This is a genomic window from Pseudomonas sp. LBUM1657, from assembly GCF_059716075.1.
The window spans coordinates 2,818,878-2,834,643 of sequence record NZ_CP166799.1; the positions used below are offsets into that span (position 1 = coordinate 2,818,878).

14 protein-coding genes are annotated in these 15,766 nt (G+C 61.4%); 6 read left to right on the plus strand and 8 right to left on the minus strand.

What is annotated here, in order from left to right; translation table 11 throughout:
- Positions 1-174: 174 nt before the first annotated feature.
- The 3 genes from ACA055_RS13050 to nahK all read left to right on the plus strand — a co-directional run bounded on the left by ACA055_RS13050 (position 175) and on the right by nahK (position 5,342).
- Positions 175-1,359: a porin gene (locus tag ACA055_RS13050; protein ID WP_497684006.1), complete on the plus strand. Its 1,185-nt coding sequence runs from the start codon at positions 175-177 to the stop codon at positions 1,357-1,359.
- Between the two features lie 256 nt (positions 1,360-1,615).
- A complete protein-coding gene (nosP, locus tag ACA055_RS13055) occupies positions 1,616-2,779 on the plus strand; it encodes a nitric oxide-sensing protein NosP (protein WP_497684007.1) in 1,164 nt (387 codons plus the stop codon).
- A complete protein-coding gene (gene nahK / locus ACA055_RS13060; RefSeq protein ID WP_497684402.1) occupies positions 2,748-5,342 on the plus strand; it encodes a hybrid sensor histidine kinase/response regulator NahK/ErcS' in 2,595 nt (864 codons plus the stop codon). Before nosP ends, nahK begins: the two co-directional genes overlap by 32 nt.
- A 138-nt stretch (positions 5,343-5,480) precedes the next feature.
- Here the strand turns inward: nahK and ACA055_RS13065 are convergent, their stop codons facing one another.
- The 6 genes from ACA055_RS13065 to ACA055_RS13090 all read right to left on the minus strand — a co-directional run bounded on the left by ACA055_RS13065 (position 5,481) and on the right by ACA055_RS13090 (position 10,684).
- Positions 5,481-6,146, minus strand: a complete 666-nt coding sequence (locus ACA055_RS13065; protein WP_497684008.1) for a response regulator — start codon at positions 6,144-6,146, stop codon at positions 5,481-5,483.
- Between the two features lie 56 nt (positions 6,147-6,202).
- Positions 6,203-6,760, minus strand: coding sequence for a PQQ-dependent catabolism-associated CXXCW motif protein (locus ACA055_RS13070; protein ID WP_497684009.1), 558 nt, complete (start codon positions 6,758-6,760; stop codon positions 6,203-6,205).
- 227 nt (positions 6,761-6,987) lie between these two features.
- Complete coding sequence (locus ACA055_RS13075) at positions 6,988-7,779, minus strand: ABC transporter permease (protein WP_497684010.1); 792 nt, start codon at positions 7,777-7,779, stop codon at positions 6,988-6,990.
- The gene (locus tag ACA055_RS13080) at positions 7,776-8,507 is read right to left on the minus strand and encodes an ABC transporter ATP-binding protein (protein WP_497684011.1); all 732 of its coding nucleotides are present in this window, start codon (positions 8,505-8,507) and stop codon (positions 7,776-7,778) included. The genes ACA055_RS13075 and ACA055_RS13080 overlap by 4 nt, the downstream gene beginning before the upstream one ends.
- Positions 8,504-9,463 carry a YVTN family beta-propeller repeat protein gene (locus ACA055_RS13085; protein WP_497684012.1) on the minus strand — a complete coding sequence of 320 codons (960 nt, stop codon included), beginning with the start codon at positions 9,461-9,463 and terminating at the stop codon, positions 8,504-8,506. Before ACA055_RS13085 ends, ACA055_RS13080 begins: the two co-directional genes overlap by 4 nt.
- A gap of 36 nt (positions 9,464-9,499) precedes the next feature.
- Positions 9,500-10,684 (minus strand): ABC transporter substrate-binding protein, encoded by a 1,185-nt coding sequence (locus tag ACA055_RS13090; RefSeq protein ID WP_497684013.1) that lies wholly within the window; start codon positions 10,682-10,684, stop codon positions 9,500-9,502.
- A 158-nt stretch (positions 10,685-10,842) separates the two neighbouring features.
- Between ACA055_RS13090 and ACA055_RS13095 the strand changes: the two genes are divergently transcribed.
- The 3 genes from ACA055_RS13095 to ACA055_RS13105 are packed head-to-tail and all read left to right on the plus strand — an operon-like array spanning position 10,843 to position 12,865.
- Positions 10,843-10,965 (plus strand): hypothetical protein, encoded by a 123-nt coding sequence (locus ACA055_RS13095; protein WP_497684014.1) that lies wholly within the window; start codon positions 10,843-10,845, stop codon positions 10,963-10,965.
- A gap of 2 nt (positions 10,966-10,967) precedes the next feature.
- A complete protein-coding gene (locus tag ACA055_RS13100) occupies positions 10,968-12,230 on the plus strand; it encodes a sensor histidine kinase (protein WP_497684015.1) in 1,263 nt (420 codons plus the stop codon).
- A complete protein-coding gene (locus tag ACA055_RS13105; RefSeq protein ID WP_497684016.1) occupies positions 12,227-12,865 on the plus strand; it encodes a response regulator in 639 nt (212 codons plus the stop codon). Before ACA055_RS13100 ends, ACA055_RS13105 begins: the two co-directional genes overlap by 4 nt.
- Positions 12,866-12,979: 114 nt before the next feature.
- Here ACA055_RS13105 and ACA055_RS13110 read toward each other — a convergent pair whose 3' ends face one another.
- Both ACA055_RS13110 and exaA read right to left on the minus strand, forming a co-directional pair.
- The gene (locus ACA055_RS13110) at positions 12,980-13,630 is read right to left on the minus strand and encodes a pentapeptide repeat-containing protein (protein ID WP_497684017.1); all 651 of its coding nucleotides are present in this window, start codon (positions 13,628-13,630) and stop codon (positions 12,980-12,982) included.
- Between the two features lie 97 nt (positions 13,631-13,727).
- Entirely contained in the window at positions 13,728-15,620 is a 1,893-nt protein-coding gene (gene exaA / locus ACA055_RS13115; RefSeq protein WP_497684018.1) for a quinoprotein ethanol dehydrogenase, read from the minus strand.
- Between the last annotated feature and the right edge of the window lie 146 nt (positions 15,621-15,766).

Below are 15,766 nucleotides of genomic sequence, written 5' to 3' on the forward strand. Positions count from 1 at the left end.
CAGGCGTACACCCTAAGTTCCGGGCCTTCCCAGAGCCCGGTCTTACGCCGAACTTGCCGCGCTGTACCTGCCAATCCAAAGCACCTGGCAACTGCCTCCAAGGCAGCGTATGACCCCGCCGGTCACCTTTCGATAATCGCCTCCGACATCAAGTCCCCCGTTGCGGAGCGCGTCATGCACAACAATAAGAACTTCAAGCATCGTTATTTGCCTGCCTTCATCGCCAGCCTGTCGACCCTGGGTTTGAGCCCGATGGCCGAGGCCGAGATCATGCTGTACGACAAGGACCAGACCACGTTTTCCACCGATGGCTACATCAACGCCTTCTTTGTGAACAGCGATGTGGACCGTGCCGGCGAGCAATACGACCGTCGCCAGTCGCGGGTTAAGATGGGGTTTTTGCCCAACTACCTTGGGTTCAACATGGGCAAGCAGGTCGATGACCTCAAGCTCGGCGCCCGGTCCTCGTTCTGGGTGACCATCAACGACAGCGAAACCAACGGTACCGATACTGCCATCGACGTGCGCCAGTTCTACGGCACGGTGGCTAATCCGGAGTGGGGCGAAGTGCTGATCGGCAAGGACTTCGGTCTGTTTGCCCGCTCCAACATCCTGCTGGACGAGTTGCTCACCGGTTACGGTCAGGTCAGCGACACCCTGGGTTTGGTGGATGGTGGCGGGGTGTCGTTCGGCAATATCGGCAGTGGTTATCCGTACCCGTTCCCGACCTCACAGATCACCTACCGCACGCCCGTGATGGACGGCCTGCGGGTGGCGGTGGGGATCATGGACCCGGTGGACACCAACGACAGCAGCCCGACGGGCAAGGCCTACCAGGAAAACCCGCGTACCGAGAGCGAGATCACCTACCAGTTCGACCTGGCCGGGGCGAAGATCTACAGCTGGATCAACGGCAGCTACCAGACCTCGGACAACACCGATTCCACTGTCGAGTCCATCACGTCCAAAGGCGTCGGCTACGGCGTGCAGGCGAAGATGGGCGGGTTGTCGCTGACCGGTTCCGGCTTCCAGGCCAAGGGCATCAATCCGTTCTTTACCAACAATGCGGGCGAGCCGACCCTGCGTAACGTCGACAGTGACGGTTATTTGCTGCAGGGCTCCTACAAGCTGGGCAAGAACCGCCTGGCCTTGTCGTACGGCAAGACCAAGGACGACGGCAACGGCGTGGTCGGTAGCGGCGCGGATTACGAAACTCGCGGGATTGCGCTGTTTCATGACGTCAACGACAACCTGAAGCTGGTGGCCGAGTACAACCAGTTCGAAATCAACGGCCACGACACCAGCGCCCAGAACGAAGATACCGATACGTTTGCGGTGGGGGCGGTGTTGACCTGGTAACCCGAGTCTGGCATGACGCCGAACCAATGTGGGAGCGGGCTTGCTCGCGAAAGCGGAGTGTCAGACACCATCATTGTGACTGGCAGGCCACCTTCGCGAGCAAGCCCGCTCCCACAGGGGATGTGTGGTGCTTTCCAGATGCACGGCACCGCTCTCATCCCATCGAAGCGGCTACCCGCTACCCAAGTAGCATACGTCCCGGCCCGCAGGCTTCGTACACTCGTGCCTCATACATGCGCACCTGCGGGAGGCGACGATGCAGCAGGTCCAGAGTGAAGGTGTCGTCAGTGCAATGTCCCAGGCGACCGATGCCCAGCAAGTGGCTCAGGAGTTGGCGCGGCAGTTACTGCATCCGCATTTGGGCTTCGTGCTGTTTTTCTGTTCCGCCGAGTACGACTTGCAGGCGCTGGGGCAGGCCTTGCAACAAAGCTTCGGCGGCATCCGCCTGGTGGGTTGCACCAGCGCCGGGGAAATCACTCCGCTGGGCTACGGCCGCAATTGCGTCACGGCCGTCGGCTTCGATCATCGGCATTTTTCCATCGCCGTCGAGCTGATCGACGAGATGGAACATTTCAGCCTGATCGATGCTCAGCAGATGGTCGAGCGGCTGGTCAGTGGCTGTCGCAGCAACACCCTGGCGCCGATCAAGGGCAACAGCTTTGCCCTCACTCTGCTCGATGGCTTGTCCAGCCGCGAGGAAATAGTCCTCGCTGCCTTGAGTGCGGCGTTGGGCGATATTCCGCATTTCGGCGGTTCGGCCGGCGACGACAACTACCTGACCCACACCCACGTTTACTTCGGCGGCGAGTTCCACAGCGGCGCGGCGGTGGTGGTGCTGGTCAACACCTGGCTGGATTTCGAAGTGTTCACCACCCACCACATCCTGCCCAGGGCGGAGAAACTGGTGGTCACCGGGGCCGACAGCCTCTCGCGCCGGGTCTTTGAACTCAACGCCGAACCCGCCGCCGAGGAGTACGCCCGGCACATCGGTGTGCCGGTGGCCGAACTCGATCACCGGGTCTTCGCCGCGCACCCGCTGGCGGTGCGGATCAACGATCAATATTACGTGCGGGCCATTCAGCAGGTGCATCCGGACCTGAGCCTGAGTTTTTACTGCGCGGTGGAAAACGGCATCGTGCTCACGGTCATGACTCCAGGCCCGATGCTGCCGAATCTGCAATCCCTGTTCGACGGTTTGCAGGAGCGCCTCGGCGACCTGTTGCTGACCATCGGTTGCGATTGCTTTCTCAGGCGTCTGGAACTGGAAGACGGCGGCAGTCTCGAGCAGATCGGGGCGTTTTTGCGTGAGCAACGGGTGATGGGTTTCAACTCCTACGGAGAACAATTCAATGGCATGCACATCAACCAGACCTTCACCGGGGTTGCCATTGCCCGAGGCCGGTCCCCTGGACATCGCTGAGCTCCAGGCTCAACTCGCCGGCCTGCGCCATGAAAACCACAAGTTGCGGCGCATCAATGGCGCGCTGATCGAGCGGATCGAGTCCGGCATTACCCGCGGCAATGACCCGTACGCGGCGTTCCAGCATTCGGTGGTGCTGGCTGAACAGGTCCGTGAGCGCACCGACGCCCTGAACCAGGCAATGGCCGAACTCAAGTCGGGCAATCATTTGCTCAGCGAAGCTCGCCTGCGCGCGGAAACTGCCCATCAGCATTTGATCGACGCCATCGAGAGCATCTCCGACGCCTTCGTGCTGTTCGATGCGGACCAGCGGATCGTGCTGTTCAACAGCCGCTTCAAAGCCTTTTGGGGCAACAGCCGGGTGCGGATCAACGCCGGCATGCGGCTGGGCGAGGTCAAACGGCTGATGATGGCCACCGGACTGTTCACCGAGGAACCCCGCGGGCAGGCTGACGAGAACCTGCTGTTCCGCTTGCAGAACGGTCGCTGGCTGCAAGTCAGCGAACGGCCGACCCAGGAAGGCGGGCGGGTGATCCTGTTCACCGACATTACTGACGTCAAACTCAGCGAAACCGTGCGCCGCGAACAGGCCGTTGCACAGAAATCCCATTTGTTGCAACGAGCGGTCGACAACCTGTCCCAAGGCGTGGCGATGGTCAATGCCGAGGGCATCCTTGAACTGTGGAACCGGCGGTTCCTCGAACTCAGCGGCCTTGCGCCGGTGGCCGCTCATCGCCCGTTTGCCGAAGTCATCGCTGACAGCGAGTTGAACCTGCTGACCCCAGCCAGTCGCGATGCCAACGGGCGGCCGGTGCAGGAATGCGAGCAGCGCCTCTACGACGGCCGGGTGCTGGAAATCCGTACCCATCCGTTGCCCACCGGCGGTTTCGTCAACACCTTCACCGACATCACTGAACGTTATCAGCACGCCGAAGCGCTGAGCGAAAGCGAGCGCTGGATTCGCTTGATCACTGACCATGTGCCGGCGTTGATCGCCTACCTCAATGCCGATCTGGTCTACGAGTTCACCAACAAGGTTTACGAAGAATGGTACTGCAGGCCCCGGGGCGTGATGCTCGGGCAGAGCTTGCGGGAAGTGCACAGCGAGCAGCATTACCAACGCCTGGAAGCCTACGTTGCTCGGGCGATGGCCGGTGAGAGCGTGACGTTCGAATTTGCCGAAACCAACATCAACAATCAGGAGCGCTACATGCTGCGCTCCTACGTGCCCAATCGTTTGGCCACCGGGGAAGTGGTGGGGATTTTTGTGTTGATTCGCGACATCACCGAGCGCCGGCGCACCGCCGAGGCCTTGCACCAGGCGTATCAGAATCTTGAACTGCGTGTGCGGGAACGCACGGCGGAACTGACCACTCTCAATGACCAGCTGTTGCGGGAAATCGACGAACGTCGGCGGGTGGAATCTCGCCTGCGCGAGGCCAAACTCGAAGCCGAGCAGGCCAATCTGTCAAAAACCAAGTTTCTCGCCGCCGTCAGCCACGATTTATTGCAACCGCTGAATGCCGCACGATTATTCACCAGTGCCTTGCTGGAACGCCGGGAACCAGTGGCGAACGAGATTCTGGTGCGCAACGTCAGCAATTCCCTGGAAGACGTGGAAAACCTGCTGGGCACTTTAGTGGACATTTCCAAGCTCGATGCCGGCGTGATCAAGGCTGATATTGCGCCGTTCGCCCTGAGCGATTTGCTGGAAAATCTCGCCGTCGAATACACCCAGATTGCGCGCAGCGAAGGGCTGGAGCTGCATTTCATCCCGTGTTCGGCGCTGGTGCGCAGCGACGTTCAGTTGCTCGCGCGCATCCTGCGCAACCTGCTGAGCAACGCCATTCGCTACACCTACAGCGGTCGCGTGGTGCTCGGTTGCCGACGTCATCATCAACGGTTGTCGATCGAGGTCTGGGACAGCGGCATGGGTATTGCCGAAAACCGTCTGGAAGAGATTTTTCAGGAGTTCAAGCGCGGTGACGTGCAACGCCCGGATCAGGATCGCGGTTTGGGTCTGGGCCTGGCGATCGTGGAAAAAATCGCCGGGATTCTCGGCCATCGGATTCACGTGCGTTCGTGGCCGGGCAGGGGCTCGATGTTTTCCGTCGAAGTGCCGCTCAGTGCCACGGCACCCAAGGCGCTGCCGAGTCTGCTGATGAGTGAGCCGATGCTTGAACGTCTGCGCGGCGCGCGGGTGTGGGTGCTGGACAACGACGCGGCGATTTGTGCCGGCATGCGAACTTTGCTGGAAGGCTGGGGGTGTCTGGTGGTGACGGCGCTGTCGGAGCAAGACCTGGCGCGGCAAGTGGACAACTACCATGAAGAAGCCGACTTGCTGATCGCCGACTATCACCTGGATGACGATCAGAACGGCGTCGATGCCGTGGCCCGCATCAATGCCCGTCGCGGTTCAGCCATTCCTGCGATGATGATCACCGCCAATTACAGCAATGAGCTGAAACTGCAGATTCGCGAGTTGGGGCATACCTTGATGCATAAACCGGTGCGGCCGATGAAGCTGAAAACGGCGATGAGTCATTTGCTCGGGCGCCCCTGAGTATTCTGGTGTGTCCACTGGCCTCATCGCGGGCAAGCCCGCTCCCACAGGGTTGGTGTTGGAACATAGTTTGTTTGAACACTGCAGAACCTGTGGGAGTGGGCTTGCCCGCGATGGGGGCGACTCGGTCTACCAGAGTCAACGCCGCAAATAAGACCCGAAATCAATATCCCCGGCGCTCAAAATTGCCTGCACGCGGTTGTGCACATTCAGTTTGCGCAGGATCGCCGAGACGTGGGCCTTGACCGTGGTTTCGGCGATTTCCAGGGTGTAGGCGATCTGTTTGTTCGACTCGCCTTTGGTCATGCGTTCCAGCACCAGCAATTGTTTGCGGGTCAGGGCCTGGAGCAGTTCCGGGGGGAAGCTCGGGTTATCGTTCATGCGGCGGTGGGTGCCGGGTTTTTGCGTGCGGATGATGTCCGGCGGCAGATAGACATTGCCGTTGAGGATTTGCTGGATGGCTTCGGTCATCTGCACCCGGGGGGAGGATTTGGTGATGAAACCCACCGCACCGTAGGTGATGGCTTGCAGCACGATCTGTTTGTCCTGTTCGGCCGAGACAATCACCACCGGAATGGTCGGCGCCTCGTTGCGCAGGTTGATCAGGCCGTTGAGGCCGTGCATGCCGGGCATGTTCAAGTCGAGCAGGATCAGGTCCAGGTCATCGTGGTCCTGGGTCAACGCCAGGGCGCTGTCGAGGTCGGCGGTTTCCATGACCTCGCTCCCCGGAAAACCATCGCTGATGACGTTATGAATGGCTTCGCGAAACAGCGGGTGATCGTCGGCAATCAGAATTTTGTACATAGCCTTTCACCTCATTATTTTCATTATGGTGTGGCAACAGCAGGCAAGCGCTCGTGTCAGGGAAAGGGCTCGGGCTGAGCCGGCACAACGGGTAGATTCGCCGCTTGCCAGGCATCCAGGCCATCGCGATACCAATACACTGACTTATAGCCCATGGCGGCGGCGCGTCTTACCGCGTTCCAGCTCAGCCAGCAATCGGAGCGGCAGTAGAAGACCAGCGGTTGCGCCGGATCGCCTGCGGTCAATGTGTTCAGGTTACGCGCAAAATAGTCTTGCCATGCGGGTGTCAGATCACCGTCGCCGGTATTGGCCAGCCAATGGCTGCCGGGCAGGTTCTCGTGGGGCTGGTCTTCGATGAAGCGCCCTTGCAACCATTGGCGGCGGTAGACGTCGATCAGCAGCGGGCGCGGCGTTTGCATGAGTAGGGTTTGCAGGGCCGGCGTGTCGATGATGGCGGCGCCCTGGAGCTGATTCGGCGTCGGGCTGCGATAGAGGCTGATGCGATAACCGTCGGCGGAGAACAGCGGTGTGTCAGCCTGCGCGGCACCCAGCCACAGGCTCAGCGACAGCGCAGCGAGGGAAGGGCGTAGCAGACGACGTCGGGCACGCGGCATGGGGTTCAATCCTTATAGTTATGAACCCATTACATGCCAGTCGCGGTGCGTTGGGAATGCGACGATAGACAGGTAAAGCAGTACTAAAGTAGTAATTTCACCCCTGATCAACGCAAATCCCCTATGGGATCGGGCTTGCTCGCGATGAGGGCATCACATCCAATACTGATGTTGGCTGACACACCGCTATCGTGAGCAAGCTCGCTCCCACAGGGGGCGTTGTGTGGTTAGCTCGATTTGCGCAACGCCGCATGCTGCGGGTTAAAGGTAAGCACAGCGAGCAGAGCGAACACCAGCGTCAGCCCCAAGCACACCGCCAGCGCCAACAGATTGAAGCGTTCATAAAGTGCAAACCGCACCAGCTCCACCGCATGGGTAAACGGGTTCAACGCGCAAAGCCAGTACAACCACTCGCTGGAGTCGCGCATCTTCCACAGCGGATACAGCGCCGACGACAGGAAAAACAGCGGGAAAATCACGAAATTCATCACCCCTGCAAAGTTCTCCAGTTGGCGGATGGCATTGGACAGCAGCAAGCCCAGCGCGCTGAGCATCAACGCCACCAGCAACAACGCCGGCAAGGCGATCAACAGCCCCATGGCCGGCGGTTGCACGCCGTACACCCAGGCAATCGCCAGAAAGGCGTATACCTGCAACAGCGAAATCAGTGAAGTGGCCAAGAGTTTGCTGCACAGCAGGAAGGTCCGGGGCAGGGGGCTGGTCAGCAGTACTCGCATGCTGCCCATTTCCCGGTCGTAGACCATCGACAGAGATCCCTGCATGCCGTTGAACAGCAGAATCATGCAGGCCAGGCCCGGGATGATGTACACCTCATAGGGAATGTAGGTGTCGTAGGGCTCGATGATGGCGATACCGAGTGCTGCGCGAAAACCTGCAGCGAACACCAACAGCCACAATAGCGGCCGAACCAGGGCACTGAGAAATCGAGTGCGCTGCAACACAAAGCGCAGCCATTCGCGCAGCACTATGCCGCTCAAACACTGCCAGTAGGCATTCATCGGGCAACTCCAGAGGTGGTCAGGCGAGCGAAGGCCGATCCAAGGTCGCCGCCATGTACCAGGCTCAGGACGTTTGCCTGTCCGCTGGCCACCAGCCGGCCTTGATGGAGGATCAGCAAGTCGTCGCTGGGCTGCACCTCATCCAGCAAGTGAGTGGTCCAGAGCACGCTGATGTTCTGCTCGCGGCACAGGTTGCGGATGTGTTGATTGAGCGCCAGGCGACTGGCCGGGTCGAGGCCGACGCTGGCCTCGTCGAGCAACAGCAGGCGCGGTTCATGCAGCAACGCCCGGGCGATTTCCACCCGACGGCGATGGCCACCGTTGAGTTCGCGCACCCGCTCACGGCGGCGCTCCGTCAGCGTCTGACGGGCCAGTTCGGCGTCGACCCGGATTCCGGTCTGACGCCTGGACATCCCATGCAGCGCGGCGTGATAGCGCAGGTTTTGCTCGACGCTGAGGTCCAGGTCCAGGGTGCTTTGCTGAAACACCACGCCCAACTGCTTGAGCGCCGGGTGTGCCGCGTTGCGCAACGAACAGCCGCCCACCCGGATGTCACCCCGCTGCAAATCATAGAGTCGGGTGAGCAGGGCGATCAGCGTCGATTTCCCCGCGCCGTTCGGCCCCAACAGCGCCGCGAAACGCCCAGGCTCCAGGTTGAAACTCACTTGGCGCAGCGCCTCTCGCGCCCCATAGGCGAAGCTCAGGTCGCTGACTTCCAAGGCGTTCATGGGGTCACCACCACGCCCCACGGATAACGCCCGACCTTGACCGATTTGACCACCTTGAGGCTGTCGACATCGATGACCGACACATCGCCGCTGACGCCGTTCGTGGCCAGCAGTTGCTTTTGATCCGGAGTAAATGCCATCTGCCAGACACGTCTACCGACCAGCAAGTAATCGAGAACTTCGAAGGTCTTGGCGTCGATCACCGCCACATGGTTGGCCGGACCGAGGGCGACGAAACCATACTTGCCGTCGGCGCTGAGCTTGATCCCTACCGGCTGGACCTTGTCCGGGTGCACGCCCTTGATCTGGAAGGTGAGGGTCTTGAGGATATTGCGCGTTGCCACGTCGAGAATGGTCACCGTGCCGCCGATTTCCGCGGAAGCCCAGAGCTTCGAGCCGTCGGGCGCGAATTCGACGAAACGCGGCCGCTGATCCACCAGGGTGCTGTCGGCCAGGGTCTGGGTGCTGGTATCGATCCAGTGCAGCATATTGGTGGTTTCACTGGTGTTCACCGCCCACTTGCCATCCGGGCTGACGGCCATGCCTTCGGGTTCGACGCCGACGCTGATCTGGCCCAGCACCTTGGAGGTCTCGGTGTCGATCACCGTCACCAGCGCATCGTCTTCGTTGGAGACGTACAACCAGCGATTATTCGGATGCAGGGCGAATTGCTCGGGATCTTTTCCCGAGGGCAGTTCCTTGATGATCTTGCGCGTGGCCACGTCCATCACCTGGACCCGGTCCGAGTCGCTGGCGCAGATGTACAGCAGCTTGTTGTCGTGGGACAGCAACAGGCCGCGCGGGCGCTGGCCGACGGGCAGGGTGTCGGTAACTTGCAGGGTCTGCAGGTCGATCAGGCTCAGGCTATTGTCCTTTTCGTTGGAGACCCAGGCGGTGCTGGCGGCGGCGTGCCCGGCGGCGAGCAGCAGGGCGCAGGAAAGCAGGGTGCGGCGCATGGCAGATTCCTTTGTTGTCGTTGTTGTGGATTGCAATCAGGGAAAGCGGCAGCTCACCTCGGGTTTGTCATAACCGAGGCTGTCCATTTCGTTGAACGGGTGCAGGAAACCGTCCTGGGGCGACGTGCTGACCAGTGCCCGGGGCTGCACGATGGGGATCGGCTGGCGCAACTGACCGTTCCACGGGCGATAACTCAACTTGCGCCCCTTGAAACCGTCCAGGGGCAATTGGTCGCTGATTTCCAGCTGACGGATCGCCACGGGATCGACCTGGCGCAGCTTGCTCACCGCGCTGGCGATGCTGCGCACGGCGATCCACGCGGCGAAATCCCGGTCGTTCATCCAGCGTCCGGTCAGGGCTTCGAAGCGTTTTTGCAATTGGGCGGCGCCGTAGGTTTCCACGGTCTTGTGCCAGCCGACCGGCGTCAGGCCCTGGGTGCCGGCGACCGGGCGTGGGTACCAGGTCTGGTAGGGCACGTATTCACCGAAATCGCCGCGTTCATCCGCCACCAGCACCACGTCGTACTCGGCGGTCTGGGTGAACAGCGGCATGTCGGCCTGGGCGCTGCGGCGTTGATCGTTGTCGAAGCTCCAGGCTTTTTCTGCCACCAGTTTCAATCCGAAGCGTTTGGCGGCGCGGCGCAGGGCGGCGGCGTAGGCCTGATCGTCCGGGGTCGGGCCAACGATCAGCAGCGCCCGTTGCCATTTGCGCACCACCAGAAATTGCGCCAGCGCGTCGGCGAGCATCGCCCGGCTCGGCAGGCTGTGCAGAATGTTTGGCAGGCAGTCGGCGCTGCGCAGACTGTCGTCGGGGCTGCCAGCGTTGAACAGCAAGCTGTCGGGCAGGGCGGCACTGAGTTGCCGCAGGGTGGCAGCCGGCGCATTCACCACGAATAGCCGCAGGCCTTGTGCGTGCTGGGTTTTGGCCGCGTCGAGCAGGGCTTCCGGGGTGTCGACATTGGCGCTGGCCAGACTGTAGCTGTGGTTGAGAAAGCGTCCGGTGCTGTTGCTATCGGTGATCGCCAACTCGGCCCCGCGCAGGCCGGCATCGACCGGTTCGGGAATGATGTTCGACAGCAGCGGGCCTGTGTCGGGACGATAGCCGAGGTAGCCGATCTGCACCTGCAACGGCGCATCGGCGGCCTGGCTCTGGGTCGCCAGCCCGGCGGCGCAGGCAATCGCCAGCAGGTAGATCAAGGCGTAAGGGGCAAGCTGGCGCATAGGGCACTCCATTACAGGTAGCGCCAGCATAGGAAGCCTGCGAGGCAGAAAGAAATATGCAGAAAGTACCAGTCAGCCAGTACCAAGGTAGTAACTCGCTCCGGGCGGCGCGGTTTTAGCATGGGCAATAACGGCCATCACTCTGGAGGAGATCGACCATGCGTATTCTCAAAGCGCTGCTCCTGCCGTTATTACTGATCCTGACCCTGATCGGCGTCGACAAGCTCCACGGCCCGCGCCCCGCGCCGTTGGTGGTATTGCCCGCGACACCGGGGCGCTAGGCGTGTCGGCCCTGTGGCGGATCAACCTCTGGGTCTGCGGATTTTTCGCCCTGGTTACCCTGGCGTGCATGGGCTTGCTGGTACACCAGGCGGTGGAGGATGTGGAACGCGAGCTGCAATCCGCCGAAGCGGTGGTCGAATACCTGAGCGAAACCGCCGAGCGTGATCCCGCCGCCCTGCAGCCGAAATTGACGAGCAGCTTGCGTCATGTGCGCGTGCGCTGGCTGGAGGCGGGCGAAGCGCAACGGTCGCCAGTCCAGGACGGGGTCGACGCCTGGCTTGGGCGTCTGTTGTTTGCTGAAGCCCGGCACAGTGCACGGGTTCTGGACCTGCAGGATGGCCGGCGTGTACAGATCGCGGTCGACCCGCGGGATGAGATCGATGAGGTCTGGGATTCCCTGCAGCAACTGCTGAGCCTGTGTGGCCTGGCGTTGTTGCTGAGTCTGTTGACCATTCGCTGGGCCGTTCGCCGGGGCATGGGGCTGCTCGATGAGCTGCTGCGCGCCTTGGAGCAGGTTTGCGCCGGCCAACTCAAGGTTCGTTTGCGTGCGGAAGGTGTGCCGGAGGCGCGGCAACTGGCGGCGCATTTCAACCGCATGACCGAAGCCTTGGAGCAGGCACGCGCCGACAACACGCAACTGACCCAGACGTTGCTGAAGGTGCAGGAACAGGAACGCACCCATCTGGCGCAGACCCTGCACGATGACCTCGGTCAGTATCTGGCGGGCATACGTGCTCAGGCCTGCCTGTTGCGGCTGGTCGCCGATCAACCCGTGGCGGTGGAGCGTACGGTGCGAGAGCTGGAACACAATTGCGAGCACTTGCAACAAGGCTTTCGAGCGCTGGTGCACGACCTGTATCCGGTGGTGTTGCAACACCTGCCGCTGGCCGAAGCCTTCGGTCTGCTGGTGGATCAATGGCAGGGGCGGCAGGGGATCAATTGCCAATTGCGGGTCAGCGCGCAGTTGCCGCCGTTGTCCGCGCCGAACAAGATCCATCTCTACCGCCTGTTGCAAGAAGCATTGACCAACATCGCCCGGCACGCCGGTGCCAGTCAGGTGCGGGTGCGCGTGCACTATCGCGGCGGACATTTGCGTTTGCTGATTCGCGACAACGGTTGCGGCGCACAACAGCCCCAGCGGCCGGGCGTCGGTTTGTATTCGATGTTCGAACGCGCCCGCAGCCTGGGCGGCGAGCTGCGAATCTTCAGCCACCCCGGCGCCGGTTGGGCGCTGGCCTTGAGCATGCCTTTGGAGGCGTCATGAATATTCTGCTGGTCGATGACCATGCGGTGGTCCGTCAGGGCTACGCCAGTCTGTTGCGGGCGGTGCTGCCGGCGATGGAAGTCCGTGAAGCGGCCACGGGTGAAGAAGCGCTGACCCGGGTTCAGGAAGCCGTACCGAATCTGGTGATCATGGATTTCGGCTTGCCGGGGATCAGTGGCCTGGAAACGACACGGCGGCTGCGTCAGCGCTTGCCGCAACTGCGGGTGCTGTTTTTCAGCATGCACGATGAGCTGCCGTTGGTGCGCCAGGCGCTGGACGCCGGCGCTTCGGGCTACCTGACCAAAAGCTCGGCGCCTGAGGTGTTGATTGAGGCGGTGCGGCGGATCCTTGCGGGTCATGCCTATATCGAACAGCCGCTGGCTACTCAATTGGCGTGTCATCCGCAACAGGACGCCAGTGATCCGCGGTTGCAGAGCATGACCCAGCGTGAGCTGGAGATTTTTGTGATGCTCGCTAAAGGGACCCCGGCGCGAGTGATTGCCGAGCAGCTGAGCATCAGCAGCAAAACCGTTTCCAATCACCTGACCTTGCTCAAGAGCAAACTGCAGGTCACCTCGCACACTGAACTGGTGCATTTGGGGATTGATATGGGGGTGGTGCGGGTGGCCAGTTAATTCAGCTCACCGGACGATCCTGTGGGAGGCCTTCCAGCCAACATTGATGTTGACTGATACACCGCCATCGCGAGCAAGCTCGCTCCCACAGGGGGGCTGTGTTGTGGATCAAGCTCACTTGTTCCAGGTCGTCGGGCACCCGGTGCATCCCTCCATGTTCGCATCCTGAAAATTCGCATAGTGCTGCCGCGACCCGCTGAGGTTGGCCTGTTCCAGATTGCTTTCCCCAAACTTGGCTTCCTGCAGATTGGCATCGCCGAGGTTGGCGCCTTTGAGATCGGCCTTGCTCAGCCAGGTCATTTCCAGATCGGCGGCGCGCAGGTTGGCGTTGTGCAGTTTGGCGCCGGAGAGGCGGGCGAATTGCAGGTAGGCGCCGCTGAGGTTGGCATCCTGGAATTGCGCACCTTGGGCGAACATTCCCCAACCCTGGATCGCCATCAACGTTGCACCGCTGAAGTCAGCCAGGCGCAGGTTGCTTTGTTGCAGGCTGGCGCGGGTCAGGTTGGCGCCTTGCAGCTGGGCTTTTTCCAGGTTGGCGAGGTCGAGTCGGGCATGACGCAAATCGGCATCGCGCAGGTCGGCGCCGCTGAGGTTCATGCTGCGCAAGTCCTGATTGCTCAGGTTGGCGCCTTTGAGGTTGGCGCCGGGGCATTGGCTGTGTGCGGCGATGGTGCAGCCGTTGATGATCAGTGGGGTGTCGTCGCCGTCATCGGCGGCGTGGCCCAGCGTGCAGGAGAGCAGAAGAAAAAGAGGCAGGTATTTCATGGCTGGATTCTCAGGGTGACGGAGAAAACCGGGCGGACGCGTAACGTCCGGGGCTGCATTCCCACGCAGCGCGTGGGAACGATCAGAGTGGCGAGGCTTACTTCTTCGCCACCTTGCTGTCCCAGCTCGGGATCTTGAACACCCAGAACGACCCGCCCTGAGCCACCGGTTTGGTCAGCTCGGCCATGTCGCCGCCCCACAACGGTACCGCGCCGCCGTAACCGACGGTCACGCCGACGTACTGCTCGCCATCCTGTTCCCAGGTGATCGGCGGGGAGACGATGCCGCTGCCGGTCTGGAACTTCCACAGCTCCGCACCGGTTTTCGCATCGAAGGCCTTCAAGAAGCCATCGCCGGTGCCGGTGAACACCAGGTTGCCCTTGGTCGCCAGCACGCCAGCCCACAGTGGCAGCGCTTCTTTGTGTTCCCAGACCACCTTGCCCGTGGTCGGGTCCATCGCGCGCAGGCTGCCGACGTGATCGTCGTACATACGCTTGATGCGGAAGCCCATTCCGAGGTAAGCCGAACCTTTTTTGTAGCTCACTTCCTCGGTCCAGTATTCCTCTTTCCACTGGTTGCCGGGGATGTAGAACAGGCCGGTGTCCTGGCTGTAGGCCATCGGGTTCCAGTTCTTGCCACCGAGGAATGGCGGCGACACTTCCACCGATTTGCCCTTGGTTTCGCCCGGCAACGGTTTGGCCGGACGCTGGCCTGGATTCTCAACCGGTTTGCCGGTCTTGAGGTCGATGTGGCTGGCCCAGGTGATGTTGTCGACGAAGGGGAAGGCGTTCTGCAATTTACCGTTGTTGCGATCCACCACGTAGAAGAAACCATTGCGGTCCGCGTGGCCGGTAGCCTTGACCGTTTTACCATCCTTGTCCTTGTAGTCGAACAGCACCAGCTCGTTGTTGCCGGAGAAATCCCAGGCATCGTTCGGGGTGTGCTGGTAGAACCATTTCACCTCGCCGGTGCTCGGGTCGACACCGACCTGGCCCGAAGTGTAGAGGCTGTCGTAGTCGTGGGGATTGCCGTCCTTGGACGTGCGCGCCCAGGTATTCCACGGGCCAGGGTTGCCGGCGCCGACGATGATGGTGTTGGTTTCGGGATCGAAACTGGCGCTCTGCCAAGGGGCGCCGCCGCCGTGACTCCAGGCTTCGACCTTGCCGGTTTCGGTGGTCGGATCATTTGGCCAGGACGGTGCCTTGACGTCACCGGTGGTGGTGCTGTCCTTGCCGTTCAACCGGCCCATGTGACCCTCGACGAAGGGCCGCATCCAGACTTCTTCGCCCGTGTCCGGGTCGCGGGCAAAGAGTTGCCCGACCACGCCGAACTCATCCCCGGAGCTGCCGTGAATCAACAGCACCTTGCCGCTGGTCTTGTCTTTGATCAGCACCGGGGCGCCGGTCATGGTGTAGCCGGCGGCGTGGTCGCCGAATTTCTTGTTCCAGACCACCTTGCCGGTGTTTTTGTCGAGTGCGACCAACCGCGCATCGAGGGTGCCGAAGTAGATCTTGTCGCCAAAGATCGCCGCGCCGCGATTGACCACGTCGCAGCACGGACGAATGTTGTCCGGCAGGCGATGGTTGTAGGTCCACAGGCGTTTGCCGGTCTTGGCGTCCAGGGCAAATACCCGCGAATAGGAACCGGTGACGTACACCACGCCATCGCTGACGATGGCCTGGGATTCCTGGCCGCGCTGCTTCTCATCACCGAACGAGTACGACCAGGCCGGAGTCAGCTTGAATACGTTTTTGTCGTTGACCTGGGCCAGCGGACTCCAGCGCTGGGCGTTGGTGCCCATGCCGTATTGCAGCACGTCCTTGGTGGTCAGGTGATCGTTGGCAATGTCTTCCCAACTGACGTTGCGGGTGGGGGCGGCCGGGGCTGTCGCGGCGTAGCTCGCCGTGCTCAGGGACAGGCTGCCCACCAGCAAAAAAGCTTGCACGGCGAGGGTCAAAGGGGAAAGGGCGGGTAGCGATCTTATTGTCATGGTTGCAGTTCCCAGTGGAGGTTTTGGCCTGCACAGGTTGGTGCGCGCCGCCGTTGCCGCATACGGAAAAAGTCCCGCTGTTGCCGGGAAAACTTCCCGTACAGCACCTGATTTGGGAGTGCGTCACAAGCCTTACTACCAAGGGA